Here is a 25915-nt window from a genome sequence, read left to right as displayed (position 1 = left end):
GTCGACAGCGAGGCGCGCGATGAACAAGGGAAATGCATTGCCGGTGTTTGCGCGAGGGTTCGATCGCGTGCGGCTCGCGTTGCAGACGTCGCTGTCCGCAGGCGTGAACGTCGAAGGCGCGATCGATGCGTCGAAGGAACCGATGCGCTGGACGAGCGCCTGCCTGCGCGACGGTTACCAGGTGCGATATCGCCGCAACCTCGACGATCTCGGCTACCGCGACGTGCCGATGCGCGGCACGCGCTCGGATTCGCTGAATGCGGTGTGCCACCTGCGCGGGCTGTTCTCCAGCGAAGCGGTGAGCGCGCTGCGCGAGATCGGCCGCGCGCTGGAGCGCAGCGCGTCGAGCAGCAACTGGATCATCTCGAAGCGCGTGCGTGCGGTGACGAACCGCTCGCGGTTCATCGACGACATGATGCACGACCGCGCATTCCTGATGAGGGTGTCGCGTCTTGCCGGTGCGCCGCTGATCCCGTATCCGATGGTCAATGCGCGCTCGCAGTTCAACTACTACTATCCGACGGACTCGCGCGACCACGGCAAGGAACAGCTCGGTATGTGGCATACCGACGGCACGAGTTTCGTGCTGAACATCGTGCTGTCGGATCGCGCCGATTACGAGGGCGGCAACTTTCTGTTCTACGAATCGACTGCGGAGACGTTCGATCGTCACGACAAGGAACGGCGCCATGTGAAGACGGCGAATCTCGACACCGCGGGCGACGCGCTGCTCATCTACGGCAGCAAGCTGTTCCATGGTGTCGAGCCGGTCGAGGCCGGGCGCCGCATGTCGCTGGTGCTGTCGTTTCATTGCCCGTACACGCGCGAGGACGACAACGGGTTCTGGCATCTCGCGTCGGACGACGGCATTCCGCGCACGATCGTCAACTGGCTGGCGCTGCAGCGCGCGCTCAGGGACGACGCCGAACTGCAGTATCACCGTCTCGGGCTCGAACCGATCCGGCCCGAGGATCTGGCCGACCAGCGCCTGTTCCCGGCCACCTTCTGAGAACCGTCGCTCCATGCAGCTATTCCTGCTTCAGCTCGTTTTCGTGTTTTCGTGGAGTTCCGGTTTCATCGGCGCGAAGCTCGGCGCGGAAACGGCCGGCGCATTCAACCTGCTGTTCTGGCGGTTCCTGCTCGTCACGCTGTGCCTGGCGATCGTCCTCAACCGGCAGCTCGGGCGGCTGACGCTCGAAAAAATCCGCTATCACGCGGTGATCGGCTTCCTGTCGCAGTTTCTCTATCTGACCTGCGTGTATATCGCGATTCAGCATGGCCTGCCGCCGGGCATCGCCGCGATCGTCGCGGCGCTGCAGCCGCTCATCACCGCCGCGATGACGTCGCTCGAAGGCAGCGAGCGCAGCGGGGCGCGCCAGTGGGCCGGGCTCGTCGTCGGGTTCGTCGGCGTGGGCATCGTGATTGGCGGGCAGTATGCGCTGCCGGCAGGGTCGGTCGGGATCGTCATGTACCTGCTGCCGCTGGTGTCCGCGCTGGGGCTGTCGATCGCGACGATCTATCAGCGCCGGCGCGCGCTGACGGCCGCGCGCAGCAACGAGGACGGGCTGTTCCTGCCGCTATTCGTGCAAGGATGCGTGAGCCTCGTGCTGTTCGCGGCGTGCGGGATCGTCACGGGCAACCTGCATGTGCCGACGCAGCCGAACGTATGGGTGTCGGTCGTGTGGCTGACGGTGTTCTCGACCTTCATCGCCTACCTGTCGCTGTGGGCGCTGCTCAAGCGGATGCCCGCGACGCGCGTGGCGACCCTCGTCTATCTCGAACCGCCGGTGACGCTGATGTGGGCCGCATGGATGTTCGGCGACCGGATCGAGGTGACGACCTATCTCGGCATCGTCGTCGTCGCGATCGGCGTGTGGCTGGCCGGCAAGCACGTCGAGCGGCCCGCGCGGGCGCGGCGCGCGGAGATGGAAGCGGCCGGCCGCTGACGCGCTGGTCGCGCGGGCGATTCCGGTGTAGCGTCGCGAGACGACCCGACTCGCGAAGGAACCCGATGAAAGTCAAACGGATCGTCGCCAACATCGACACACGATCGGTCGACGACGCAAAGCGTTTCTACCGGCACCTCTTCGGTCTCGACCTGCTGATGGATCATGGCTGGATCGCGACCTACGGCAATGCCGAGCAGATGGACGTGCAGATCAGTTTCGCGTCGCAGGGCGGATCGGGCACGCCGACGCCCGATCTGTCGATCGAGGTCGACGATGTCGATGAAGCGCTCGCGCGGGTCCGTGCGGCCGGCATTCCCGTCGAATACGGTCCCGCCGACGAGCCGTGGGGCGTGCGACGCTTCTACGTGCGCGATCCGTTCGGCAAACTCGTCAACGTGCTCGCGCATCGCTGAGCCGGCATGCCGGGCCGGGCGCGGCGTTCACGCATGCAGCGTCAACCCCCTCACCGCTTTGTCGACCGCCTTCTTCGGCCCGCGCAACGCGAGCCCGACGAGGTCGGGATGCGCCGCATCGCCGGCGCGAAACACCTCGCGGTTGGCCGCGTCGTGCCCGGCATCGCCATGACGTGACAGGCTGCATGCTGATCGCGGCATGCATGTAGCAAATTCTGCTCTGATCGTAGTCAAATTGGCTACATTTCGGTGATCGGCCCGAATCGGTGCAAAATCGGCGACTCGGACTATGTCTTGTAGCCAATTGAGCTACAATCGAAGCCAATCATGCTACGATCCATTGCCTCGACCCTGTTTGGTGACTATCGGCGCCGCGCGCTGGGCTTGCTCCTGTTGCGGCCCGATCAGGCGTTGCACGTTCGCGAAATCGCCCGTTTGACGGGCACGACGCCCGGTACGCTGCACAAGGAACTGAGCAAGCTGGCCGAAGCCGGCATCCTGAGCCGGGATCGGCAAGGCAATCAGGTGCGCTATCAAGCCAATCGAAGTTGTCCGGTCTACGAGGAACTGGCTTCGATCATGCGAAAGACCTCGGGTATGGGGGACGTACTGTCCGAAGCGCTGTTGCCGTGCGCCGAGGAAATCCGTGTGGCGTTCGTGTTCGGTTCTGTCGCGCGCGGCCAGGAAACGGCGGACAGTGACGTCGATGTGATGGTGATTGGCTCGGTTGGCTTCGCAACGGTGGTCCGGCTGTTCTACGACGCACAGGCTACGTTGGGGCGGGACATCAATCCGAAGGTGCTGTCGGAGGACGAGTTTCGTGACGGCGTTGCCGGGCAGGACGCATTTTTGCGGGACGTGCTTGGAAAGCCCAAGATTTTCTTGATTGGTCGCGACCATGACCTTGGAGAACTTGCTCGGCGTCAGTCTTGATTCAGTCCGGCCGGACCGGGTGCAGGCGACGCGCCTGCTGGCCGCGGCGGAACGAAATCTGGCGGATGCGCAAATCGCGGCACTGAGCAACGAAAATCGCTTCGATGCGGCGTACAAGGCGATCATGCAACTCGCCATGCTGGCGTTGCACGCGAACGGTTATCGTACGTTGACGAGCCGGCCGGGGCACCACCAGACGGCGATCCAGACGCTTCCACAGACAATCGGTTTGCCGGTCGAGCGCATGATCGTACTGGACGCGCTGCGCAAGCAGCGCAACCTGTCCGATTACTCCGGGGATGTGGTTCAGGCGTCCGCGGTTCGCGAGTGTTTCGATAGTGCGACGGCGCTCCTGATGGACGTAAAGGCGTGGTTGGACGGGAACAAGCCGGAGTTGTCGGGCACACCGTAGCCGCTACCGTGTCGAATCGCCCACTCGAAACGCCGATGCGTCACGCATGCAACGCCAACCCCTTCACCGCTTTGTCGACCGCCTTCTTCGGCCCGCGCAACGCGAGCCCGACGAGGTCGGGATGCGCCGCATCGCCGGCGCGAAACACCTCACGGTTGGCCGCGTCGTGCCCGGTCGAAAACATCGCGTGCACGTAGGGCACGATCGTGAGTTCGCGCGACAGCGCCTGCCGGTGCGCCGCCTGCAATCCATGCAAATCGGCCGCGAACACCAGCATCGGCTGGCCCAGCATGCGGCCGTAGCGGCGTCCCGCCGCATCCTCGTAAGGCTCGCCGAGCGCTTCGGGCGCTTCAGCCGCGACGCCCGTCGCGAGAAACGCGACGACATTGAGTTTCTGCCACGCCGCGAGATCGTCTCGCACGATCAGCGCCACCTTGGTATCGAACATGATTGCTCCTCGTTGAAGCGCACATGATCGAATGCCGCGTGCAATCAGTCTGGAACGTTTGTGCACATTTGCCGGTACGCGGCCGGCGTGATCCGGTATGCGCGGCGAAACCAGCGGCCGAGGTGGCTCTGGTCGGCGAAGCCGACGTCGGCCGCGACCTGTGCCGGCGTGCGGCCGGCGGCCAGCAGGCGGCGCGCGGCGCGCAGCCGCAAGCGCACCAGGTACGCGTGCGGCGACGTGCCGTACGCGCGCTGGAACAGCCGCGTCAGCCGGAACCGGTCGATCCCGGTGAGATCGACGAGTGCGTCGAGGCCGATATCGTCGCTCATGCGCGCATGCAGCAGATCGCGCGCGCGGGCAATCGCGGGCGCGACGGCATTGCCGCCGGTGGTTGCGAGCGGCGCGCGCAACTCGCCGCCAAGCCGCGTCAGCAGGCGGTCGAGCGCCTGGTCGCGTGCGAGCTTGCCCTCGTCGCCGTGGAGCGCGATGAACGCCTGCCGGATCGTGTCGACGAGGCCGCGATCGTCGACCAGCGTATGGCCGAACGCGGCTTCGACGCCGCCGAGGCCCGGCAGATCCAGCCGGCGCGCCGCGCGTTCGACCCATGCCTGCGGCAGGTACAGCATGCCGTACGTGAAACCGCCCGCTTCGGGCGCATGGCCGTCGTGCAGCGCGCCCGGCTCGATCAGGATCGCACGTCCCGGCACGCTCGTATGCACCGACCGGTGGCACTGGAATTGCTGCACACCCTGCTCGGTGAAGCCGACCAGCATGTCGTCGTGATCGTGCGCATCGTATGCATGGCCGCTGAAATGCGCATGCAGGCTTTCGATGCCGGTTTCCGCATCGCGCCGCGCGACGAGCCAGTGGTCGCGCGCGTTGCTGCCGTTCGTCGCCGTGTCCATCTCCATTGCTCGTTGCGTGCCGCGTCGTGACGTGTCCGGCAGTGTACGCCGATGCCGCCTGCTCACGCGCTGCCGGATGCCCCGGCCCCGGCCCGGATTGCCGCGACGAGCGCATCGGTCGACAGGATCTCGTGCGCGAAGGTCGGCCCGTTGATGTCGTGCGCGGCACGCAGTGCGTCGTGCGAGCGGGCCGACGTCGCATCGCGCACGAGCGTGACGTGGAAGCCGAGTTCCATCCCGATGCGCGCCGTCGCCTCGATGCAGGTATTCGCGAGTAGCCCGACGAGGATGATCTTCTCCTTGCCATGGCGTTTCAGCTGATGTTCCAGATCGGTATTCGGGAAGCCGCTGGACGCCCAGTGCTCGGTCGCGACGATATCGCCGGGCTGCACCTGGAAGTCGTCGTGGAACGTGCCGCCCCATGTGCCTTTCGCGAACACCTGATGCTGCGCGCCGCCGAGCTGGTACGGCGTCGGATACTTCCAGCGAACGTAGTCGCCCGGCTCCCAGCGGTGATGCGGCACGTGACAGACCGTGATGCCCGCGTCGCGCGCCGTTTGCACGACGGTGCGCAGGTTGTCCATCATGTTGTTCTCGCGCGCGATGTCCTTGATCCACGGGAACAGCTTGCCGCCTTCGCTGAGGAAATCGTTGTACAGATCCACGCACAGCAGGGCCGTGACTGCCGGTTCATACGTCGTCATCGAAATGCTCCTTGAAGGTTCGCACCGGTCGCCGCGATTGACCGCTTGCAAATAATAAAGGTTGGTCGTAATTTATTCTACGTTCGGGCGCGAGTCGCACGCAAGCGGCGCGACATCGTGCGCGATCTCCGGCCCGCTGGAACCCAATCGACTGAGGAATCCGATGAGCATGACGAAGATCTATCTGGAAGACATGAAAGTGGGCGATCGGTATACGAGCGCCGAATATCGGATCGATGCGGACCAGATCCACGCATTCGCGCGCGCGTACGACCCGCAGGTCTTCCATCTGGACGACGATGCGGCGCGGCACACGTTCTTCGGCGGGCTGGCCGCCAGCGGGTGGCAGACGGCCGCGATCACGATGAAGCTGATCGTCGAGAGCGTGCCGATCGCGAACGGGATCATCGGTGCGGGCAGCGACGTCACGTGGCCACGGCCGACGCGGCCCGGCGACGTCCTGCATGTCGTCAGCGAAGTGATGGCGATCGCGCCGTCGCGCTCGCGGCCGGAGCGCGGCGTGGTGACGGTGCAGAGCGACACGCTGAACCAGGACGGCGAGTGCTGCCAGCGCTCCATCGCGCGGCTGGTCGTGTTCCGGCGCGACGCCACGACGCGCTAGACTCGCGGGTGGCGGCCGATCCGGCGCGCGCGGCGACGGCCACGGGCGTCGGTGTCGCGCCGGGAATCGAAGGTGTTTTTTCAGGCAGGAGCGGATATTTCGTGGGACGTTCGAATCGCGAGCAGGCGGACCGGAACCGGGAGCGCATCGTCGAGGAAGCCGATGCGGTGGTGCGTAGCGGCGGCGTGGCTGCCGTCAGCATCGCCGAGATCATGGCGCGCGTCGGCTTGACGCAAGGCGGGTTCTACAACCACTTCGCGTCGAAGGACGCGCTCGTCACGGAAGCCTGCGCGGCCGGGTTCGCACGTGCCGCGCAGAACTGGAAGGCGAAGGTGCAAGCCGCCGGCCGGCCGGTCGCGGGCGGCTGGCGGCGGCTGGTCGCGTATTACCTGGGCAAGAAGGCGCCGGAGCGGAGCTGCCCGATGGTGGCGCTCGGGCAGGATGCCGCCCCCCATCATGCGAGCGATGCGTTCAACGACGCGTATCGGGATGGCGTCCGCGAGTTGTATGCGACTTTCGTGGCTGCGGCGCGCGACGATCCATCGTGCGCGATGTCCGACGACGAACTGCGTGTCGCGTTCGCCGCGATGGTCGGCGCGAACCTGCTGGCTCGTGCGACCGGCGACAGGAAATGGGCAACCGACGTCGAGCGCGCGCTGGTCGACCGGCCGCGCGATGCGTGAGCCGGCGCAGGGCCGGCCGGGCCCGGCCATTCACGCGTCGTTCGCCGTCGCCTGTTGGTCGCGCGCATATTGCGCGGGCGGCCGGCCGACGTGCCGCGTGAACGCGACGCTGAACGTGCTGGCCGAGCTATAGCCGACACGCCCCGCGATCTCCGCGATGCGGCCCTCGTTGCGGCGGAGCAGGTCCTTCGCGAGCGCCATGCGCCACGTCAGCAGATACTCCATCGGTGCGACGCCGACCGCGCGGCTGAAGCGTTCGAAGAACGTCGAGCGCGACAACGCGGTTTCCTTCGCCAGTTCGACGATCGTCCAGGGATGCGCGGGACGTTCGTGCATCCGCCGGATCGCGGCCGCGAGGCGGCTGTCGGCAAGCCCGCGCACGAGGCCGGGCGACGCGTTCGTGCCGGACGTGAAGCGCAGCGCCTCGATCAGCAGCACTTCCAGCAGGCGCGCGAGCACGATCTCGCGGGCAGGCCGCTGCGCACGCGATTCGTCGCGTACCAGTTGCACGAGGGTGGTCAGCCGCGGTTCGCCGCGCACGTGCACGAATCGCGGCAGCAGTGACACCAGCAGCGACGCGTCGGGCGAACCGAATGTGCAGTTGCCGGCCATCATCCGCGTGTCGACCGGGTTGGCGGCGTCGCCGATCCGGTATTCGCCGTGGTCGAGTGCGACTGGCGGCGCGGTTTCGACGCCCGGCGCGGGCGGTTCGAGGCTGGACATCGCGACGCCGTACGCGGCCGGAATCAGCATGAAGTCGCCGGGCAGCAGTTCGATCGGTGCGTGCCCGTCGATCGCGATCCGGCACCCGCCGTCGAGGATCGCGCAGTAGAACGGCTCGCCGGCGACCGTGCGGTTGATCGCCCACGGACTCGCGCCGCGCACGTACTTCGAGTACCGCGCGCCCGGTTGCAACAGCGTCACGACTTCGGTCAGCGGGTCGATCATCGCCGGACTCTCGCAAAAGAAAAGCGGATTTTCGATTGTAGCGAATACGGATCCCGCCATCTATCGTACGAACACCTGCCCCACACACCTCACAGGAGTTCGCATGAAGACCGTACTGATCACCGGCTGTTCTTCCGGCTTCGGCCTCGAGATCGCCCGCCATTTCCTGGCCCGCGACTGGCGGGTCGTCGCGACGATGCGCACGCCGCGCGAGGACGTGCTGCCGCCGTCTGCGAACCTGCGCGTGCTGCCGCTCGACGTGACGAACGCGGACAGCATCCGCGCCGCGATCGAGGCGGCCGGCCCGATCGACGTGCTCGTCAACAACGCAGGCTTCGGCGCGGCCGCACCGGCCGAGCTGACGCCGCTCGACACGGTACGCGCGTTGTTCGAGACCAACACGATCGGCACGATCGCGCTCACGCAGGCCGTGTTGCCGCAGTTTCGCGAGCGCGGCGCCGGCGTGGTCGTGAACGTCACGTCGAGCGTCACGCTGAAGGTGCTGCCGCTGGTCAGCGCGTACCGCGCGAGCAAGGCGGCGGTCAACGCGTTCACCGAATCGATGGCGGTCGAACTCGCACCGTTCGGCGTGCGTACGCATCTCGTGCTGCCGGGCCGCGCGCCCGATACGCGTTTCGGCGACAACGCGCGCGCGAACATGCACGGCTTCGAGCACGAAGCGTATGCGGACTTCGTCGGGAAGGCGATTGCGCGGATGCTCGATGCGTCCGCGCCGATTACCCATGCGGAGGATGTCGCCGAGGCCGTATGGCGTGCGGCGACCGATCCGTCGAGCCCGATGCGCATGCCGGCCGGTGCCGATGCGCAAGCGTGGGCGGCGGAAGCCGGCTGATTGCTGCGCGATCCGTCGCGCCGGCCGGTCGAACCGTCGCGACGGATCGCGTGACGCGGAGACGGGCGTTACAGCGCGCGTGCGATCGCCTGCTCCAGCAGCAACAGCCCGAGGTCGATCTCTTCCTCGCTGACGGTCAGCGGCGGCGCGATCCGGAACACGCCGCCCATGCCGGGCAACTGCACGATGTTCATGCTGAGCCCGAGCTTCATGCACTCGCGCGTGATCTTCGCGCCGAGCCCGTCCGCCGGCTCCTTCGTCCGGCGATCCTTGACGATCTCGACACCGAGCAGCAGCCCGCGCCCGCGCACGTCGCCGATGCAGTCGAACCGCTCCATCAGGCCGAGCAGGCCGCGCCGGAGCCGGTCGCCCATCACGTTGGCGCGTGCGACGAGCCCGTCGCGCTGCACCACGTCGAGCACGCGCAGGCCAACCGCGGCCGGCAGCGGGTCGGAGACGTGCGTCGTGTAGAACAGGTAGCCGAGTTCGTGCGCCCGTTCCTCGATGGCCGCGGACGTGACGATGGCCGCGAGCGGCAGCCCGGCGCCGAGCGTTTTCGACAGCGTCAGGATGTCGGGCGTCACGCCGTCGCGCTGGCATGCAAACAGCGTGCCGGTACGGCCGACGCCCGTCTGCGCTTCGTCGAGGATCAACAGCATCCCGCGTTCCTCGCACTTGCGCTTGAGCGCCGCCATATAGCCTTCCGGCAGCTCGATGATCCCGCCCGAACTGAGGATCGGCTCCGCGATGAACGCGGCGAGGTTGCCGCTCGACTGGCGGTCGATCAGGTCGAACGCGTAGTCGAGTTCGGCGAAAGGGTCGTAGGCGCCGTTGCGCTCGAAGCGCGGCCGGTACGTGAACGGTGCCGGAATCGCGAACGAGCCGACGGCGGCCGGGCCGACACCCTTGCGTCCCGCGCTGTACGTGGCCGACGCGGCCGCGCCCGTCATGCCGTGCCACGACTGCGCGAAGCCGACGATTTCGTACTTGCCGGTGACGAGCTTCGCCATCCGGATCGCCGCCTCGTTCGATTCCGCGCCGGTGCTGAGCAACAGCGCGCGATCGAGCCCGGGCGGCGTGACGTCGGCGAGGCGCGTCGCGAGATCGACGACCGGCCGCGACAGCATGCCGCTGAACAGATGGTCGAGCTTGCCCGCGTATTCGCCGATCACGGACACGATCTCCGGATGGCTGTGGCCGAGCACCGCACTCATCTGGCCCGACGTGAAATCGAGGATCGCACGGCCGTCGGCGTCGTAGACGAAGCTGCCTTTCGCGCGCTCGATGATCATCGGCTCGAACGTGCCGCCGTAGCGGACCAGGTGCTGCCTGGCGTTGCGCCAGAAGGTTGCATCGTCGTTCAGGGACATCGCGCGTCTCCGGGCAAAGGGGGCAGGGATCGCTTGCAGTCTAGGCGCGCGTCTGGTTTGATGGAAACGAATAGTTCTAATGCAAGGTAGAAAAGGAGCTAATACCTTGGGACGCCCGCTTGAAATCGACCTGCTGCGTTCGTTCGTCGTGATCGCCGAGGTGCGCGCGCTCAGCCGCGCGGCTGCGCGCGTCGGCCGGACGCAATCGGCGCTCAGCCAGCAGATGAAGCGGCTCGAGGAAATTGTCGACCAGCCGCTGTTCCAGCGCACCGGCCGCGGCGTGGTGCTGACGCATCCGGGTGAGCGGCTGCTCGTGCATGCGCAACGCATCCTGCGGCTGCACGACGAGGCGATGGCCGACCTGTGCGGCACGGGGTTGTCGGGGACGATCCGGTTCGGGTGCCCGGACGATTACGCGGAGGTCTGGTTGCCGTCGCTGCTGCGGCAGTTCTCGAGCCAGCATCCGCAGGCGATCGTCGAGGTCGTGTGCGGGCCGACACCGCGGCTGATCGAACAGCTGGACAAACGTGCGGTCGATCTCGCCATGATTTCATTGCCGGACGACGGCGCGAACGACGACATCATTCGCCGCGAGCAGCTCGTGTGGATCGGTTATCCAGGGCTGGAGCCCGAACATTTCGATCCGCTGCCGCTCGCGCTGTCCGATCGCGACACGCTCGATCACATCGCCGCCTGTGAAGCACTGGATCGCGTCGGCCGCGATTACCGCGTCGCGTATGCAAGCAGCAGCCTCGCGGGGCTGATCGCGCTGGTGCGCTCGGGGCAGGCGTTCGCGGTAATGACGCAGACGGCCGTGCCGGCCGACCTCGCGATCGTCACCGGCGATCCGCGGCTGCCGCCGTTGCCGGCTGTCGGCATTACGCTGAAATTCGACCGGAAACGGCCGTCGCATCTGACGGCGGCATTTGCCGAGCACATCCGGAATGCGTTGCCGTTGTTGTGACGCGTGACGTTGGGCGCTGCCATCGGGTTTTCGACAATGGATTTCCGGATCGCATCGTCAGGTCTGCCGATGGATTGTCAATGAATGTCAGCGCGCCTTGTGCGCCGGAATATGAAACGGGAGGATCGGGTTTCCGGCGAAGCGCGTGGCGCCTTACAGGCAAGCAAGGAAGCGATCTGTAAGGCGTCGGCGCGACCGGATCGATCCGGTGGAGGCGGATCGAAGCGACCACGTGGCGATTGATCCCGGATGGCCGGTCAATCGATTTCGACGAGGCTCACTCGTTCATAATTAAAAGGAATCCTTATCATGAAGAGAAGGGGAGGCGCGGCCGTATGGATCCTGGCCGCGATGGTGATGGGGATCATCATCGGCTACATGATTTACACCAATTTTCCGGAGAAGCAGGCCGCGACGGAGATCGCCGGCTATATCTCGCTGGTATCCGACGTGTTCCTGCGGCTGATCAAGATGGTGATCGGCCCGCTGGTGTTCTCGACGCTGGTGGTCGGCATCGCGCACATGGGCGACGCGGCGTCGGTCGGGCGCGTGTTTACAAAGGCGCTCGGCTGGTTCGTGACGGCTTCGCTGCTGTCGCTGCTGCTCGGGTTGCTGATGTCCAACATCCTGCGGCCCGGCGAGAACCTCGGCCTGCCGCTGCCCGATATCGGCGCGACGGCCAATCTCGCGACGTCGAAGTTCACGCTGAAGGATTTCATCGGGCACATGGTGCCGAAATCCTTCGCGGAATCGATGGCCAACAACGAGATCCTGCAGATCGTCGTGTTCTCGATGTTCTGCGGGGTGGCGCTGGCTTCGCTCGGCGAACGGGCCGCGACGCTCGTGGCCGTGATCGAACAGACGTCGCACATGATGCTGAAGATCACCGGCTACGTGATGAAGCTCGCGCCGCTGGCCGTGATGGCCGCCATGGCGGCGACGGTCGCGGTCAACGGGCTGTCGATCCTGTACAAGTTCGCCGTGTTCATGGCCGACTTCTACCTGAGCCTGACATTGCTCTGGACCTTGCTCGTGCTGGCCGGGCTGCTGTTCATCGGCCCGCGCGTATTCAAGCTGCTGGTGCTGATCAAGGAAGCGTTCATGCTGTCGTTCGCGACGGCGAGTTCCGAGGCGGCGTACCCGAAGATCCTCGATGCGCTCGACCGCTTCGGCGTGAAGCGCAAGATCTCGAGCTTCGTGATGCCGCTGGGCTACTCGTTCAATCTCGACGGCTCGATGATGTACTGCACGTTCGCGTCGCTGTTCATCGCGCAGGCCTACGGCATTCATCTGTCGCTCGGCACGCAGGTGTCGATGCTGCTCGTGCTGATGCTGACGTCGAAGGGCATGGCCGGCGTGCCGCGCGCCTCGCTCGTCGTCATCGCGGCGACGCTGCACCAGTTCAACATCCCGGAAGCCGGCCTGCTGCTGATCCTCGGCGTCGACACGTTCCTCGACATGGGGCGCTCGGCCACCAATGCGGTCGGCAACTCGATCGCCAGTGCGGTGGTGGCGAAATGGGAGGGCGAGCTGCTGTCGGAGAGCGACGCGGAGGCGAACGCCGCACTCATGGACGCGGAACTGGCCGCATCGGTCAAGCAGACCGCCGGCGCCTGACCGGCCGCGCCACCTTCCTCCCGCGCAGACGCCGAATCGTGCGTCTGCGCGATTCGCATGTCTCCGTTCTCGTGAACGACCGACACATCCACATTCGAACGTACTCCTGAGTATTACCGGAATCTTGTCCGTCCGATGACTTCGTCTACCCGATCGGGAATCGATCCCGGTTGCGGCCTGCTGTCTCTCTCCTGAGGTTCCCTCCGTTGCTTCGCAACACACGCGTGCCGGCCTGACGAGTCGTACGCCGTCTCGTTCTGCGCCGCCATACAGGCTCGGGACCCGTCCTACGACGGTCGCGCGGCTTCTGTCCGATTTACGCGCGCGGATGGCGAAATAGACTTCCAATCGAGCGAAATGATCGTACGGGACGGGACCCGAAGCCGGCCGCCCCACGTCGCTCGCGCAAGCGCTTCGGCATGTCGCCCGACGGTCGCACGCTGCCGGCACCGTCGACATCGACCGCTCTTGGGGGAGCGGCCCGCCAGGTATCGGCAGGCGAGCGGGCAATGGCCTGGCACGGGCGTTGCCCGACTGTTTCCGGACGAAATCGTTACGCCCTGATGTTCGACACGTGTCGCGCCGGTACGCCGGCCGACCGTCGACGCCATGCGACCGGATGCCGTCGCATCGTGCGCTGCGTCGGGCGAATGCCTATCGAGGGGGTCATCATGACCAGGTCATTTCGTATCGTCGGCGCCGGGGTTGTCGCATGGGCGTGCGCCGTTGCCAGCTTCCCGGTCCAGGTTTGCGCAGCGACGCTCACGGAGTACAACGCACCGCGACATGGCACGCGGATGCGACCGGCGGCACCGGCGCCAACCGTACCGGCGGCCGCGACAATCCGGCCGGCAAGCGACGGCAGCGACCAGACCGATGCGTTGCAGGCTGCGCTCAATGCGTTGCAGGCCGGGCAGACGCTGATACTCGCGCCGGGGCGCTACACGGTCAGCCGCTCGTTGTCGGTGGCGATCTCGGGCGTCGTGGTATCGGGCTACGGCGCCACGCTCGTCGCGACCAATCCATCCGACCAGACGATCGTGATGAGCGGCACCGGCTCGACGCTGGTGGGCGTGACGTTGGCCGGCACCGGCACGACGCGGCTCACGACGCCGGCATCGACCAAGGTCGAGGTGACGGGCACGGGCGTCCAGGTGCTCGGCGTGACGATCCAGGGCGGCGCCAGCGCCGGCATCTTCGTGTACGGCGGCAGCAACGTCGCGATCGTCGGCAATACGGTGAACGCCACGCTGGCTGACGGCATCCATACGACCTACGGTTCGACCAACGTGCTCGTGCAGGGCAATACGGTGACGGGCACCGGCGACGACCTGATCTCCGTCGTCAGCTATCTGGCGGACGGCCGCATCAGCCACAACGTGTTGATCGATCGCAATGCCGTGTCGGGAAATTATTGGGGGCGCGGCATTTCGGTGGTCGGCGGCCAGGCCGTGACGATCTCGAACAACACGGTCGCCGGCGTGCAGAAGGCGGCGGGAATCCTCGTTGCCCAGGAGGACAGCTGGCGTACCTACGGCGCATCGAACGTCGTGATCGACAGCAACGTGGTGACCAACATCCAGAATTCGAACGTGAACAACGGGCTGCAGCCGACACAGCAGGGCGCGCTCGAACTGGACACGTGGTCGGGCACGGTGTCGACCGTGAAGGTCACGCGCAATCGCGTGACGGGATCGGGCTATTCGGGTTTCCGGGCCCTGGGCAACGTATGCGAGTTCGCGGTCGAGGGCAACACGTTCGCGTCGATTGCGGGTACCGCGGTGTCGTTGCTGTCGAGCGGCTGCACGGCCAGCCAGATCGTCGCCAGCGGCAACACGCTGGACGGCATCGCACTGGTCCAGCCGGTCGGCGCATCGTCGTCAGGCACGATCGCGGCTGCCGGTGCGGCGACGACGGCGATGCCGCAGGTGCGTACCGGCCTGATGCAGTCGTCGGGCAGTGCGGCGCCGGCGACCGGCGCGGCGCGATGATGCCGCGACGGCGATCAGAGGAGCCCCAGGCGCTGGCCCGCGGCCGCCGCCTGGGTGCGATTGCGCACGTGCAATGCCTTGAAGATGGCGGTGATATGGGCTTTCACGGTTTTCTCGGACAGGCCGAGCCGGTCGGCGATCAGCTTGTTCGGCACGCCTTGCGCGATCAGGCGCAGCACGTCCAGCTGGCGCAATGTCAGGCGCGGGCTGTCGGATTCGTGCGCGGGCGGCGGGTCGCGATGCGTCGATTGCACGTCGAGCAGCAGCGGCGGCACGTACCGCTCGCCGTTCATCACCATCTTGATGGCCGACAGCAGCGTGTGCGCGGTGGCGGACTTGGGGATGTAGCCGAGCGCGCCATGCGTGAAGGCGGCGCGTACGTCATGCGGGTCCTCGGACGAAGACAGCACGATGATCGGCAGTTCGGGCCGAAGCTGCGTGATTCCGGCAATCGCGGCGAACCCGTCCATGCCGCTCATTTTCAGATCCAGGACGATGACGTCGAGGTCCGCGTGCAGCTCGAGCAGCCGCATCGCGTCGTCGGCGTTGCTCGCCTGAATGTCGACCATCCCGCCATCATCCTGACGCAACAATGTCGCCACGCCGTCTCGCAGAACCGGATGATCATCGACAATGAGTATTTTCATGAAAATAAAAATAAAGCCGGAGGCAGATATCTTTCGCTAATGTGGAATCCGGGTTTTCGAAAAGTCTTAATACTTTGGTCGTATTCGACGCCGTCTTTCCATGGGCTAACGTCGGATTTACATCCGGTAAAGCGTGGTTGACACTGAATCGTCGCGGTTTTCGGTGCGCTGGGACGCACAACGAGCGTAACGAAGATCGAGATGGCAAGGGCCGGGCAAGCTGCGGAAGCCGAGATTTTTCGGGGAGCGATCGATCCCGGGTGCAGACTATACGATAAAAAGAACCGAACGTGCCAATACGGAGTGCACTGTTTATTTCAATTGATTGCCTTCTGGAAATCGGGCAATTGATGCTGAAACAGGTGATTCACGCCGTAAAACGAGACATGTTCCTTCGCACGGATTTGACGAGTGTCTCCATCAGCCTGATTCGATATCAATCAAGGTGCAATATGGAAACTATCAATGAAGAGGATTTAATTCGTGACCTGAACATGTCTTATCTGTGGCTGGCGCAGCGGTTGCTGCGGACGGATCGCGCGACCGGCATGTTTCGCCTCGGCACGACGCCGGAAATGGCGGGCGCACTGGAAGGCCTGTCGATGCGATCGATGCTGAACCTGGCGTCGTCGGGGCAATTGATCTGCGTGCTGCGGCTGAGCCGCTGCGGTACGGTCGAGGCGCTCGCGAGGCATGGGCCGCCGGACGAGGTCGCGCCGCTGCATGTCGCGCTGGCGTTCTCCAGTATCGGGGCGTTCGAGCAGGATACGCCGTGAACGGCGGCGCCGAGCACGCGCATGCGACGAGTCTTGCCGATAACGCACGGCTCGTCCTCGATGCCGTGACGCTGATCCGGCTCGGTGCGCGTCCGCAGATGCTCGAGATCGAACTGGCGCTGCCGCATGAGCGTCTGGTCCGCCTGTATCGCGAGGTGCGCGGCGTGCCGCCGCCGAAAGGCCTGCTGCCGTTTTCCAGCGACTGGTACATGACGTGGATGGCCAACATCCACGCGTCGCTGTTCCACAACATCTACAGCTTCCTGCGGATCGACGCGCGGTGTTCGCGACTCGACGCGCTGGTGAAGGCTTACGGGTTGTATGCGGGGCGATGCGGTGCGGCGCGCTGCGATCCGTTGCTCGACCTGACGCGCGCGTGGATGCTGGTGCGTTTCGTCGACGGTGGCGTGCTGTCGACGGCCCGCTGTGTCCGATGCCACGCCGCATTCGTGATCCATCGTCACGACCTGCGGCCCAATCGCGTCTGCGTCGCCTGCCGGCCGCCCGCGCGAGCGGGCAAGCGCACCGGCCGCGCAAACCAGGCGTCGTCTGCCGGGAGCGCATCCGGCGCGAATGCATGCGTCGTGCTCGACCCGGCAACGGCCGGCGAGCACGCGCGGTGCTGCTAGATCGCGACGCCGCGGGCGTCCGCGTCGGCCGTCGCGCGCCGGCGCGCACCGGCGGCGACGAGATGACCGACCGCCGCGCGCAGTTTGCCGTTCGGCAACGGCCGGTGCAGCAGAACCAGCCCGCGTGTGTGCGCCGCGGCCAATTGTTCGTCGGTCGTATCGCCGCTGATCAGCAAGGCGGGCAGGGCGGCGTCGACGTCCCGGCGCAGCCGCTCGATCACCGCGAGGCCGTTTTCGCCGCGAGGCGGCAGGTAATCGCAGATCAGCAGATCGGGCTGCCGCTCGCCGGCCGACAGCCGGTCCAGCGCCTCCTTGCCCGAGCGAACCGCGATCGTCTCGTAGCCCCACGTCGCCAGCAGCCCGGACAACCCGGTGCGGGTCGCGCGATTGCCGTCGACCACGACCACCAGCCCCGTCGAGCCGGGCACGTCGTCGTGACCGGCGACGGGCATGTCGAGCGGGTCGGGCATGCATGCGGCAAGCGCGATCGCGACTTCGAAGCACGAGCCGCGGCCGGGCGTCGAGCGCACGGCCAGCCGGCCGTCGAGCAGGCCGGCGAGCCGTCGCACGATCGCGAGCCCGAGCCCGAAGCCTTTCTCGTGATCGCGTTCGGCGTTGCCGACCTGGTAGTACTCGTGGAACACGAGCTTCTGCAGGTGATCGGGAATGCCGCAGCCCGTATCCCAGACCTGGATCGCAAGGCGGGTGCCGCGGCGCCGGCAGCCGACGACGATCTTGCCGCGCTCGGTATAGCGCACCGCGTTGGAGACGAGGTTGCGCACGATGCGTTCGACCAGCAGCGGATCCGACTGAACCACCGCGCGGCACGGAACGCGCGACAGCGCGACGCCTTTCGCTCGCGCATCGATCAGGCAGTCGTTGCAGACGTATTCGAGCACGGTGTCGATGGCAAACGGCCGGCATTGCACGTCCACGCTGCCGGCATCGAGCCGGGAAAGATCGAGCAGCGCGCCGAAGAGCCGGCTGAGCGCGTCGGACGAGCGCTCGATGCGCTCGACGAGCCGCCGCCCGTCCGGCGGCATCGGGATGCCGTGCAGCGCGCCGATCAGCAGATTCAACGCGTGCGCGGACTGGCGCAGATCGTGGCTGGCCGCCGCGAGGAATTGCGATTTGGCGAGATTGGCCTGGTCGGCGATGCGTCGCTGGCAGTCGAGGTCGACGGCGAGTCGCTCGATCCGTTCGTTCTGCGTCCGCAGATCGACGGCGTACCCTTCGGCCTTGAAGCGCAGGCGGATGTTCTGCGTGGCCGCGCGGTTCGCCCGCAGCCCGAGATAGCCGACCACGCACGCGATCAGCAGCATCATCGGCGCGGTCGCCCGCTGGAGCGCGTTCGTCGACAGGATCGCGGCGCCGATATACGGGATGGTGGCCGGCAACAGAAAGGCGATGAACGCCGGAAAGTACGTGCCGAGTACCGGGATGGCGCCGGCAACGACGCCGGTCGTCGCGACGACCACCAGGCTCGCGATTTCGAAATCCGCGTGCGTCGCGAGATGAATCGAGGCCCATCCCCAGCCCATGCCGGTGGCCGTGCTGAAGGTGGAGGACCACAGCGCCCAGCGCCGCCAGTGGCTCGCGGACGACGGCGATCGGCGATACAGGCGCGACAGCGCGATCTGGCCGACCGAGCACGCGGCAATGTAGAGGGTCCACGCAAGGCCCGAGGCAGGGGACGGGCGGCCGAGCCAGCCGATCGACAGGGTCGCGAAAACGGCAAGCAACATGCTGCCGACCGCGTAGGGCATCACGGCGTCGTAGACGATCCTGACCTGCTCCGAGGCAATCCGGTCTCGCGACTGCATAGGCGTTCACCCAGATCGCTGCGCACGGCAGCGGGGAGTATCAGCGCGCCCGGCACAGACGCGTATTCCCGTTACAGCAGCATAGTCGCTGCGAACGGGAAATACGCTGCATTTTCTTGCGTAATCGTCAAGTTGATCAGGAATGCAAATGTAATTGAAGCTTGCCGATTGAAATTATCGCGAGGTCGCGTCGAATTGTGTTTCGGTGGTGCGCAATCCGTTACATGCGATCGGGCAGCTGGGGAAGCGGTGCATCGACTGCATGGGCCGTGCCGCCACTCGCTTGCCTGCGGCGCGTATGCAGCAAGTGCTGGCGTCGTGACGGATGCGCGGCGGGGGCGATGCGCCGGTCACGTCACGACGTGCGAAAGCGTCCGCGATAAGCACCCGGGCTCAGTCCCACCCGTTCCTTGAACAACCGGCAGAACGAACTCACGTCGCTATAGCCGACCTTGACGGCCACTTCCTCGATCGTGAGGTCGGCGGCCTCGAACAGCCCGCGGGCCGCCTCGATCCGCAGGCTTTGCAAATAGCGCAGCGGGGTCTGGTTCAGCGCGGCCTGAAAGCGGCGAATCAGCGTGCGCTCGCTGACGTCGAGTTCGTTCGCGAGCGCCGACATCCGCACCTCTTTTGCCATGTTCTTCTGCAGCCAGTGCTGCGCGCGATGAACCAGCGAATCGCCGTGGGCCTTGTCCGCGAGCAGCGGCAGGTAAGGCGTCTGGCGCGTCTGGCTGACGTCGATGAGCATGGTTTTCGCGCAAAGCGACGCGACCGTCGGGCCGGAGAGGCGCTCGACGATGTGAATCGTCTGCAGGAGATACGACGCCGATGCACCGGCGCAGATCAGGCGATCGACTTCGGTGATGACAGGTTCGACCTGAAGGTTCACGCGCGGAAACCGGGCGCGAAACTGATCGGCGAGCCACCACGTCGTCGTCGCCGCGCGTCCGTCCAGCAAGCCGGTTTGCGCGAGCAGAAACGTGCCCGTGCAATTGGCCGCGACGCACGCGCCGGCATTCCACTGCGTGATCAGCCAATCGCATGCGCCCGACTGGCTCGCCAGCAACCTGTCGAACGCCTTGTGCCCCGCGTAATGCGCGCTCGGAATGAACACCAGGTCGAACCGCTGCCGCGGCCGGATCGGTTGCGTGTTCACCTCGAGACCGTTGCTGGTGCGGATCGGGCCGCCCGACTGCGACACGAAATGCCACTCGTAGCGCGTGCCGGTTTCCCCGTGCTGCTTCTTCAGGTGCGAATTCGCGACCTGGAGGATGTCGGCGAACCCGCCCAGGCTGAAGGCGTAGCAATCGTCATAGGCAAGGATGGCGGCGCGGTGCATGGCGGTTTCGGCACAACATTAGTCAATTTCGACAATGTACAGCAACCCGGCGACCGGCGACACTTTCGCTACCGGGTGATCGCGTGCCGAGCCGGCCGGATCACGATCCATTCGTTCAATCGAGAGCCCTTGCCATGAAAGTCCTGATCGTTCACGCTCATCCCGAGCCTCAATCGTTCTGCACTGCTTTGAAAACGACCGCCGAAGACGTGTTGCGCGCGGAAGGGCATGAAGTCGAGGTGTCGGATCTCTATGCGATGGGCTTCAACCCCGTCGCATCGGCGAACGACTTCGGCGCGCGCGCCAACGACGACTACTGCGTGTATGCGCTGGAGCAGCGTCATGGCGTCGCCAGCGGCACCATCAGCGCGGATATCCGGGGAGAACTCGACAAGCTGATGCGATGCGACCTGCTCGTGCTGAATTTCCCGTTGTTCTGGTTCTCGACGCCCGCGATCCTGAAAGGGTGGATCGACCGCGTGCTCGTGTCCGGCGCCGTCTACGGCGGCATGCGCTTCTACGATCGGGGCGGTCTCAAGGGCAAGCGCGCGATCGTGAGCCTGACGCTGGGCGGGCAGGCGCACATGTTCGGCAACGACGGCGTGCATGGTTCGCTGCACGGCATGCTGCGGCACCTGTTGCAGGGGACGCTTGCGTACACCGGTCTCGACGTACTCGAACCGTTCATCGCGTGGCATGTGCCGTATGTGTCGAACGAAGTACGGGGCGGCTATCTGGATGCGTGGCGAAACCGGTTGCCGTCGCTGGCGGCGGAGCAGCCGCTGGTGTTCCCGAGTCTCGACGACTTCGACGCGCAACTGTATCCGCTCAAGAGCGGAACGTGACTTGGGGAACGGAGATGTGACGCAAGACGGGGCGATGACGTGCGTGAGCAGGTCGTTGTCGTCGTAGTGCCTGGGCGTGTGCGGTCGCGGCGAGGTGATCCGGAAGTCGACATCGGCAGGCGATATCGTGGACGGCGCGGTGGCCGGCTCGACGGCGATGCGCTTCGCCGGTTGCTGCCCGATGGGCAACTGCGCTGGCTGGCAGCGCATTGCATTAACCTGGTGCCGACGGCGAGACTCGAACTCGCACAGCTTTCGCCACTACCCCCTCAAGATAGCGTGTCTACCAATTTCACCACGTCGGCACTGCAAGGGGCGCAATTCTAACGTCACATTGCGCGTTTGTGAAGGGGCCGTGACAAGGTTGTGGTTTTGCACGAAGGCGATCCCGGTAGAATTCGTCGGATCGGCCTGATGATCATCGCAACCGCAACCTGTTTTCTCCCGTGACCCACACCCTCGAACAACTGCAGGCCGGACAACTGTCGGGCGCACGGCAACTCAAGCTCGCATGCGGGTTGACCGAATTTCCGCGCGAGATCTTCGATCTTGCCGACACGCTCGAAGTGCTCGACCTGACCGGCAATGCGCTGTCCGCGCTGCCGGACGACCTGCCGCGGCTGCATCGCCTGCGCATCCTGTTTGCGTCCGGCAATCGCTTCACCGCGTTCCCCGACGTGCTCGGCGCGTGCGGGCAACTCGACATGATCGGCTTCAAGGCGAACCGGATTCGCACGGTGCCGCACGGCGCGCTGCCGCGCGCGCTGCGCTGGCTGATCCTTACCGACAACGCAATCGATGCGCTGCCTGCCGACATCGGCGACTGCTCGCGCTTGCAGAAGCTCATGCTCGCGGGCAATCAGCTGCGCGCGCTGCCGGCCGAAATGGCCGCATGCCGGGCGCTCGAACTGGTGCGCCTGTCGGCGAACCGGCTGGATGCGCTGCCCGACTGGCTGCTGCGCCAGCCGCGCCTCGCGTGGCTCGCCGCCGCCGGCAATCCGTTCGGCGCGGCGCCGGAGGCCGCGGCTTCTGCGGGGCCGGACGTCACCGAGATCGATTGGGCGGCGCTTTCGTGTGAACAGAAGCTGGGCGAGGGCGCATCGGGCGTCATCTACCGCGCGCAATGGCAAGCGGAAGGGCAGCCGTCGCGGGCGGTCGCCGTCAAGCTGTTCAAGGGCGCGGTGACGAGCGACGGCTTGCCCGATTGCGAAATGGCCGCGTGCCTGCACGCCGGCCGCCACCCGGACCTGATCCCGGTGATCGGCAAGGTGCGCGGGCATCCGGATGGCACGCACGGCCTCGTGATGGAGCTGGTCGATCCCGCGCTGAAGAATCTCGCCGGGCCGCCGAGCTTCGCATCCTGCACGCGCGACGTGTATGCGGCCGACGTGCGATTCGCGCCGGCCGAAGCGGTGCGGATCGCGCACGGCATCGCATCGGTCGCCGGCCATCTGCATGCGCGCGGCATCATGCATGGCGACCTGTATGCGCACAACATCCTGCATGACGGGGCAGGCGGCGCGTTGCTCGGGGATTTCGGTGCGGCGTCGCTCTACGACGTGAACGACCGCATGCGTGGCGGCAGGTTCGAACGGCTCGAAGTACGCGCGTTCGGCTATCTGCTCGGCGAACTGCTCGAGCGATGCGAGCCGCGCACGACGGCCCTCGATGTGCTTGCGGCGGCGTGCGTGAACGAGGATGTCGACGCGCGTCCGTCGTTCGACGAGATCACGGCGGCGCTCGCCTCCCACATGCGCTGACGCGAACGCCCGCTTACGCTTGCCGCGCGGTCAGCAGCTTGATCCCGAGCCCGACGAACAGCAGCCCGCTGGCGCGCTTGAGTGCGCGCACCGCGCGGCTCGCGCCGAAACCGCGATGGAACCGGCGCGCGCCGGCCGAATAGACGCTGTGAACGACCACGACGGTGCAGGCGATCGTCGCGTACATCACGACGAACTGCAGCGCGAGCGGGCGATCGTGCACGATGAACTGCGGCATGAACGCCGACAGGAAGATCATCGTCTTCGGATTGCTGCCCGATACGAACAGCGCTTCGCGGAACAGCTTCCTGCGGTCGGGCACGGCGATTGCCGCGGCACCGGCCGACGCGGCGGCCTTGCGGTCGCCGCGCAATTGCCGGACGCCCAGAACCATCAGGTACGCGGCGCCCGCAACTTTCATCGCGACGAACAGCGGCGGCATCGCGGCCAGCACCGCGCCGACGCCGAGCGCGACGAGCAGCACGACCACACCCTGCGCGACGAGGTTGCCCGCGATCGTCGCGGCGGTGCCGTGCGTGCCGTAGCGCACCGTGTTGCGGATCACGAGCAGCACGTTCGGCCCCGGCGACAGCGTCGTGGCGAGATAGGCTGCGGCAAACAGCATCCAGGTCTGAATGGACATGCGTCGCTCCGAGTGGCGGTTCCGGCGGTCGGGATGCATCGAGGATGCCACGCCAATAATGGCGCGTGCGGCCGCCGGAATCGTGCCGCCGCGGCGCGTCAGCGCGCGTCGCGCATGCAGTACGCGGGGATCGACGGCGGCGTGTCGATCGCGGCGGGCCGCGTCATCCACGCGATCCACGCGGCCCATAACCCGCAGACGATCAGCACGGCAAGATTCAGCGGCGTCCGGTAACGGACGATCAGGTCGGCCAGCGGCAGGCGGTCTTTCATGTGCGTCTCCTTCGATCGGGGTACGGGGGCGCGTTACTGGCCGGCGTAGGTCGGCGGCTTCGCGTCGCAGGTGACCGACACCGTCGAGCCGTCGGCGAAATGCAGCCGGAACGGCACCTTCGCGCCGGGTGCGACGGGCTTGCGCGGTTCCTCGAGCATCACGTGATAGCTCTTCGGCTTGAAGGTTACCGAGCCGTGCGCGGGGACGACGACCGAGTCGACATGAACCATCTTCGCGGTGCTGCCGTTTGTCTGCGTTTCATGCACCATCGCCATGCCGTATGCGGGGCTGTCGACGCCCGTCAGCGTGGCGGGTGCGTCGCCGTCGTTCTTCAGCGTGAAGTAGCCGGACGACGGCACCGTCGCCGGCATCGCGCGGATCCAGCACGCATCGGCCTGCACGGCCGGCGCAGCGAACGTGGCAGGGGCTTGCAGCGCCAGCAGTGCAAACAGCAGGGCGGTCGGAATCGAGCGTTTCATCGTTTGTTCTCCTTATCGGTGGTTGCAGGGGGCGGCGCGTGCATTACTTCAGCGTGAACGTGTAACGGCCTTGCGTGCGATGGCCGTCGCTCGCAACGGCGACCCATGCGACGGTGTACGTGCCGGCCGTCAGGTTGGCCAGTGCGACGTGCATCCGTTTCCGGTTGCCGGCGTCGACGGCCGACTTCCCGTCGGCAACGGATTGCCCGTGGCTGTCGGTGACGGCGATCGAGCTGAAGGCCGGTTCGAGCGCTTCGCTGAAATTGATCGTGACTGCGTGCGGTGCGGCCGACAGCGTGGCGTCGGCGGCCGGGTCCTGCGTCTTCGGAATGGCATGCGCGTGGGCAGCCTGGATGACGACGAAGCCGAGCGCGGCGAGTGCGCCGCGAAAGAATGAGGCGGTGTTCATGACGGTGAGCGTCCTTCGAAACGTGACATGTCGCGCACGCCGGCGGCGTGCGCGGGCCGCGCGATGCGCTACGGCATCACGCGTGACGACGACGGATCAGGACGCGAACGGCGGGGCGCGCGGCTGCGCGGCCGTGAGCGGCAGCGCGCGGTGCAGGCTTTCGAAGCGGGTAGCCGCGCGGTGCTGGATTACGCGCACGTTGGCCGCGAACGTCAGTTCGGGCGCGGGCAGGGCGGGTGTGTTGGCAAGCAGGCTGCAATAGCCGCATGCCTGGAGATGGGCTTGAAGGCGCTTCGTCGACGCATCGGCGGCGCGGTCGCCGGCGGCCGGTGCGGCCGTGCAGTAGCCGGCCAGCAGCGCGTCGACACGCCCTTGCGTGGTCAGCGCCTGCGAGATCGTCGGCGCGAGCGCCGTCATCAGGATGGCGAGCATCCCGATCAGACTGCCGATCTTCCGGAGGCGACGACTCAGCATGCGATGCGCGGCGGCGTATGGACGACGATGGAGCGGATTATGCCACGCGCGTCGATCCGCAGGTCGGCAGCGGCATGCGGCGAAGCGGCACGCTACGCGTGCTTCGCCAGGTATTTCGTGATCAGCGTCATCTGCGCGGCCCAGCCTTGGTCGTTCATCTCGCGAGCCTTCGCGCGACGCGCTTCGATCAACTGGTCGAAACCCGTTTCGGTGACCGTGAGCAGCGTGCCGCCGGCCTGCGCGGCGAGCGCGAACGTGACGAGCGTCATCGGCTCGGACGTGTAATCGAAATTCGGGTCGATCGCGAACGGATGCCAGCGAAACGAGAACAGTTGCTTCGGTTCGATGCGATCGACGACGATTTCGAACACAGTGCCCGCATAGGGCTCCTGCGCCTTGGCGACGTCGTCGTCGACGCGTGTCGGCGTGATGCGGCCGAACAGCGGCTGGTCGGCTGCGAACGGGCCGTCGAACGTGACGCCGAACCACTGGCCGAATTCGCCGGAATTGCTGACGGCTTCCCAGACGCGGTCGGGCGATGCCGCGAGCTGGGCGTGTTTCTCGATGCGATCGGTTTGCTGGGTCATCACGTTCTCCATGCAGGATCGGGCGTTGCAGGACGGCGCGCGCGACCGCACGCCGCGTCTAGTCGAGCATGACTGCGTCGGGCACGTCGAGCACGAGGTCCGACGTCGCGACGGCCACGCACGGCAGCGTATAGCCGTCGGCCTTTTCCTCGCGGCTCAGGCCCGGCCATTCGATCGTGTAGCGTACGCTGCCGCTGACGATCCGGCAAAGGCAGCTTCGGCACGTGCCGTTGCGGCACGAGCGCGGCAGCGACACGCGCGCGAACGCGGCGGCTTCGAGCAGCGTCAGCGAATCGGGTGCGTCGAAGGTCGTGCCGAGCGGCTCGATGCGCACGAGGGGCGGGTGGTCGGGATCGGTCATGACTGAAGCGGGCGGCGGTTCGGCGGCAACGCGCCAAGCATACCCGAACCGGCCGGCG

General features: G+C 66.2%; 30 protein-coding genes, 1 tRNA gene and 1 pseudogene. 15 read left to right on the top strand and 17 right to left on the bottom strand.

From position 1 onward, the window contains the following. Window positions 1–19: 19 nt before the first annotated feature. The 3 genes from HWX87_RS17600 (at window position 20) to HWX87_RS17590 (ending at window position 2362) form a co-directional block, all read left to right on the top strand. Window positions 20–1009: a 2OG-Fe(II) oxygenase gene (locus tag HWX87_RS17600; protein ID WP_176048303.1), complete on the top strand. Its 990-nt coding sequence runs from the start codon at window positions 20–22 to the stop codon at window positions 1007–1009. A gap of 13 nt (window positions 1010–1022) precedes the next feature. Continuing rightward, complete coding sequence (locus tag HWX87_RS17595; protein ID WP_176048302.1) at window positions 1023–1946, top strand: DMT family transporter; 924 nt, start codon at window positions 1023–1025, stop codon at window positions 1944–1946. Window positions 1947–2011: 65 nt separating this feature from the next. Then, window positions 2012–2362, top strand: a complete 351-nt coding sequence (locus HWX87_RS17590) for a VOC family protein (protein ID WP_176048301.1) — start codon at window positions 2012–2014, stop codon at window positions 2360–2362. A gap of 27 nt (window positions 2363–2389) precedes the next feature. On the opposite strand, the pseudogene HWX87_RS17585 reads toward HWX87_RS17590, so the two are convergent. Beyond that, window positions 2390–2521, bottom strand: a pseudogene (locus HWX87_RS17585) (DUF2000 family protein); the annotation flags it as partial. Window positions 2522–2689: 168 nt separating this feature from the next. Here HWX87_RS17585 and HWX87_RS17580 point away from each other — a divergent pair. Further along, complete coding sequence (locus HWX87_RS17580) at window positions 2690–3295, top strand: nucleotidyltransferase domain-containing protein (RefSeq protein ID WP_176048300.1); 606 nt, start codon at window positions 2690–2692, stop codon at window positions 3293–3295. Then, the gene (locus tag HWX87_RS17575; RefSeq protein ID WP_176048299.1) at window positions 3261–3707 is read left to right on the top strand and encodes a DNA-binding protein; all 447 of its coding nucleotides are present in this window, start codon (window positions 3261–3263) and stop codon (window positions 3705–3707) included. The genes HWX87_RS17580 and HWX87_RS17575 overlap by 35 nt, the downstream gene beginning before the upstream one ends. Window positions 3708–3747: 40 nt before the next feature. On the opposite strand, the gene HWX87_RS17570 is transcribed toward HWX87_RS17575, so the two are convergent. From HWX87_RS17570 to HWX87_RS17560, 3 genes are all read right to left on the bottom strand, one after another. Continuing rightward, entirely contained in the window at window positions 3748–4155 is a 408-nt protein-coding gene (locus HWX87_RS17570; RefSeq protein WP_176048298.1) for a DUF2000 family protein, read from the bottom strand. Between the two features lie 44 nt (window positions 4156–4199). Beyond that, window positions 4200–5060, bottom strand: a complete 861-nt coding sequence (locus HWX87_RS17565) for an AraC family transcriptional regulator (protein WP_176048297.1) — start codon at window positions 5058–5060, stop codon at window positions 4200–4202. A gap of 62 nt (window positions 5061–5122) precedes the next feature. After that, window positions 5123–5764, bottom strand: coding sequence for an isochorismatase family cysteine hydrolase (locus HWX87_RS17560; protein WP_176048296.1), 642 nt, complete (start codon window positions 5762–5764; stop codon window positions 5123–5125). 169 nt (window positions 5765–5933) lie between these two features. Here HWX87_RS17560 and HWX87_RS17555 point away from each other — a divergent pair, with 169 nt between their 5' ends. Together HWX87_RS17555 and HWX87_RS17550 are read left to right on the top strand one after the other, a co-directional pair. Beyond that, entirely contained in the window at window positions 5934–6386 is a 453-nt protein-coding gene (locus HWX87_RS17555; RefSeq protein ID WP_176048295.1) for a MaoC family dehydratase, read from the top strand. Window positions 6387–6487: 101 nt separating this feature from the next. Next, window positions 6488–7069: a TetR/AcrR family transcriptional regulator gene (locus tag HWX87_RS17550; RefSeq protein WP_176048294.1), complete on the top strand. Its 582-nt coding sequence runs from the start codon at window positions 6488–6490 to the stop codon at window positions 7067–7069. 30 nt (window positions 7070–7099) lie between these two features. Here the strand turns inward: HWX87_RS17550 and HWX87_RS17545 are convergent, their stop codons facing one another. Further along, on the bottom strand, window positions 7100–8077 hold the full coding sequence (locus HWX87_RS17545) for an AraC family transcriptional regulator (protein WP_176048293.1): 978 nt from the start codon (window positions 8075–8077) through the stop codon (window positions 7100–7102). A 43-nt stretch (window positions 8078–8120) separates the two neighbouring features. Between HWX87_RS17545 and HWX87_RS17540 the strand changes: the two genes are divergently transcribed. After that, window positions 8121–8870 carry an SDR family oxidoreductase gene (locus tag HWX87_RS17540; protein WP_176048292.1) on the top strand — a complete coding sequence of 250 codons (750 nt, stop codon included), beginning with the start codon at window positions 8121–8123 and terminating at the stop codon, window positions 8868–8870. Between the two features lie 68 nt (window positions 8871–8938). On the opposite strand, the gene HWX87_RS17535 is transcribed toward HWX87_RS17540, so the two are convergent. Beyond that, the gene (locus tag HWX87_RS17535) at window positions 8939–10240 is read right to left on the bottom strand and encodes an aspartate aminotransferase family protein (protein WP_176048291.1); all 1302 of its coding nucleotides are present in this window, start codon (window positions 10238–10240) and stop codon (window positions 8939–8941) included. A 79-nt stretch (window positions 10241–10319) separates the two neighbouring features. Here HWX87_RS17535 and HWX87_RS17530 point away from each other — a divergent pair, with 79 nt between their 5' ends. From HWX87_RS17530 to HWX87_RS17520, 3 genes are all read left to right on the top strand, one after another. Continuing rightward, window positions 10320–11204 carry a LysR family transcriptional regulator gene (locus tag HWX87_RS17530; RefSeq protein ID WP_176048290.1) on the top strand — a complete coding sequence of 295 codons (885 nt, stop codon included), beginning with the start codon at window positions 10320–10322 and terminating at the stop codon, window positions 11202–11204. A 309-nt stretch (window positions 11205–11513) separates the two neighbouring features. Further along, complete coding sequence (locus tag HWX87_RS17525) at window positions 11514–12821, top strand: dicarboxylate/amino acid:cation symporter (RefSeq protein WP_176048289.1); 1308 nt, start codon at window positions 11514–11516, stop codon at window positions 12819–12821. Window positions 12822–13618: 797 nt separating this feature from the next. After that, window positions 13619–14812 carry a right-handed parallel beta-helix repeat-containing protein gene (locus HWX87_RS17520; RefSeq protein WP_347880177.1) on the top strand — a complete coding sequence of 398 codons (1194 nt, stop codon included), beginning with the start codon at window positions 13619–13621 and terminating at the stop codon, window positions 14810–14812. Between the two features lie 14 nt (window positions 14813–14826). Here HWX87_RS17520 and HWX87_RS17515 read toward each other — a convergent pair whose 3' ends face one another. Continuing rightward, the gene (locus HWX87_RS17515) at window positions 14827–15459 is read right to left on the bottom strand and encodes a response regulator transcription factor (RefSeq protein WP_176048287.1); all 633 of its coding nucleotides are present in this window, start codon (window positions 15457–15459) and stop codon (window positions 14827–14829) included. Window positions 15460–15809: 350 nt separating this feature from the next. Between HWX87_RS17515 and HWX87_RS17510 the strand changes: the two genes are divergently transcribed. Both HWX87_RS17510 and flhC read left to right on the top strand, forming a co-directional pair. Then, entirely contained in the window at window positions 15810–16235 is a 426-nt protein-coding gene (locus HWX87_RS17510) for a flagellar transcriptional regulator FlhD (protein ID WP_244137704.1), read from the top strand. Next, entirely contained in the window at window positions 16232–16864 is a 633-nt protein-coding gene (gene flhC, locus HWX87_RS17505) for a flagellar transcriptional regulator FlhC (RefSeq protein WP_176048285.1), read from the top strand. The genes HWX87_RS17510 and flhC overlap by 4 nt, the downstream gene beginning before the upstream one ends. Here flhC and HWX87_RS17500 read toward each other — a convergent pair. Together HWX87_RS17500 and HWX87_RS17495 are read right to left on the bottom strand one after the other, a co-directional pair. Beyond that, complete coding sequence (locus HWX87_RS17500; RefSeq protein ID WP_176048284.1) at window positions 16861–18687, bottom strand: hybrid sensor histidine kinase/response regulator; 1827 nt, start codon at window positions 18685–18687, stop codon at window positions 16861–16863. The two genes, flhC and HWX87_RS17500, sit on opposite strands and share 4 nt — an antisense overlap. A 355-nt stretch (window positions 18688–19042) precedes the next feature. Next, a complete protein-coding gene (locus tag HWX87_RS17495; RefSeq protein WP_176048283.1) occupies window positions 19043–20026 on the bottom strand; it encodes a helix-turn-helix domain-containing protein in 984 nt (327 codons plus the stop codon). A 134-nt stretch (window positions 20027–20160) separates the two neighbouring features. Here HWX87_RS17495 and HWX87_RS17490 point away from each other — a divergent pair, with 134 nt between their 5' ends. After that, on the top strand, window positions 20161–20871 hold the full coding sequence (locus tag HWX87_RS17490) for an NAD(P)H-dependent oxidoreductase (RefSeq protein ID WP_176048282.1): 711 nt from the start codon (window positions 20161–20163) through the stop codon (window positions 20869–20871). A gap of 220 nt (window positions 20872–21091) precedes the next feature. Here HWX87_RS17490 and HWX87_RS17485 read toward each other — a convergent pair. Further along, window positions 21092–21176: transfer RNA gene (locus tag HWX87_RS17485), tRNA-Leu, on the bottom strand. Between the two features lie 141 nt (window positions 21177–21317). Here HWX87_RS17485 and HWX87_RS17480 point away from each other — a divergent pair. After that, on the top strand, window positions 21318–22631 hold the full coding sequence (locus tag HWX87_RS17480; RefSeq protein WP_176048281.1) for a leucine-rich repeat-containing protein kinase family protein: 1314 nt from the start codon (window positions 21318–21320) through the stop codon (window positions 22629–22631). Window positions 22632–22644: 13 nt separating this feature from the next. Here the strand turns inward: HWX87_RS17480 and HWX87_RS17475 are convergent, their stop codons facing one another. The 7 genes from HWX87_RS17475 to HWX87_RS17445 all read right to left on the bottom strand — a co-directional run bounded on the left by HWX87_RS17475 (window position 22645) and on the right by HWX87_RS17445 (window position 25857). Beyond that, window positions 22645–23274: a LysE family translocator gene (locus HWX87_RS17475; RefSeq protein WP_176048280.1), complete on the bottom strand. Its 630-nt coding sequence runs from the start codon at window positions 23272–23274 to the stop codon at window positions 22645–22647. 98 nt (window positions 23275–23372) lie between these two features. Beyond that, window positions 23373–23546: a hypothetical protein gene (locus HWX87_RS17470; RefSeq protein ID WP_176048279.1), complete on the bottom strand. Its 174-nt coding sequence runs from the start codon at window positions 23544–23546 to the stop codon at window positions 23373–23375. Between the two features lie 33 nt (window positions 23547–23579). Further along, window positions 23580–24026: a copper chaperone PCu(A)C gene (locus HWX87_RS17465; RefSeq protein ID WP_176048278.1), complete on the bottom strand. Its 447-nt coding sequence runs from the start codon at window positions 24024–24026 to the stop codon at window positions 23580–23582. A 43-nt stretch (window positions 24027–24069) separates the two neighbouring features. After that, window positions 24070–24435: a copper homeostasis periplasmic binding protein CopC gene (gene copC, locus HWX87_RS17460; protein ID WP_176048277.1), complete on the bottom strand. Its 366-nt coding sequence runs from the start codon at window positions 24433–24435 to the stop codon at window positions 24070–24072. A 96-nt stretch (window positions 24436–24531) separates the two neighbouring features. Then, on the bottom strand, window positions 24532–24909 hold the full coding sequence (locus HWX87_RS17455) for a DUF2946 domain-containing protein (protein ID WP_176048276.1): 378 nt from the start codon (window positions 24907–24909) through the stop codon (window positions 24532–24534). A gap of 92 nt (window positions 24910–25001) precedes the next feature. Continuing rightward, window positions 25002–25496 carry an SRPBCC family protein gene (locus HWX87_RS17450; protein ID WP_176048275.1) on the bottom strand — a complete coding sequence of 165 codons (495 nt, stop codon included), beginning with the start codon at window positions 25494–25496 and terminating at the stop codon, window positions 25002–25004. Between the two features lie 58 nt (window positions 25497–25554). Next, window positions 25555–25857, bottom strand: coding sequence for a 2Fe-2S iron-sulfur cluster-binding protein (locus tag HWX87_RS17445; protein ID WP_077220533.1), 303 nt, complete (start codon window positions 25855–25857; stop codon window positions 25555–25557). Window positions 25858–25915 lie beyond the last annotated feature (58 nt).

The organism is Burkholderia sp. BCC1644, from assembly GCF_902833225.1.
Taxonomy (GTDB): Bacteria; Pseudomonadota; Gammaproteobacteria; order Burkholderiales; family Burkholderiaceae; genus Burkholderia.
Note: the sequence above shows the minus strand (reverse complement) of the source record. Positions and strands in the feature narration are given on the sequence as shown.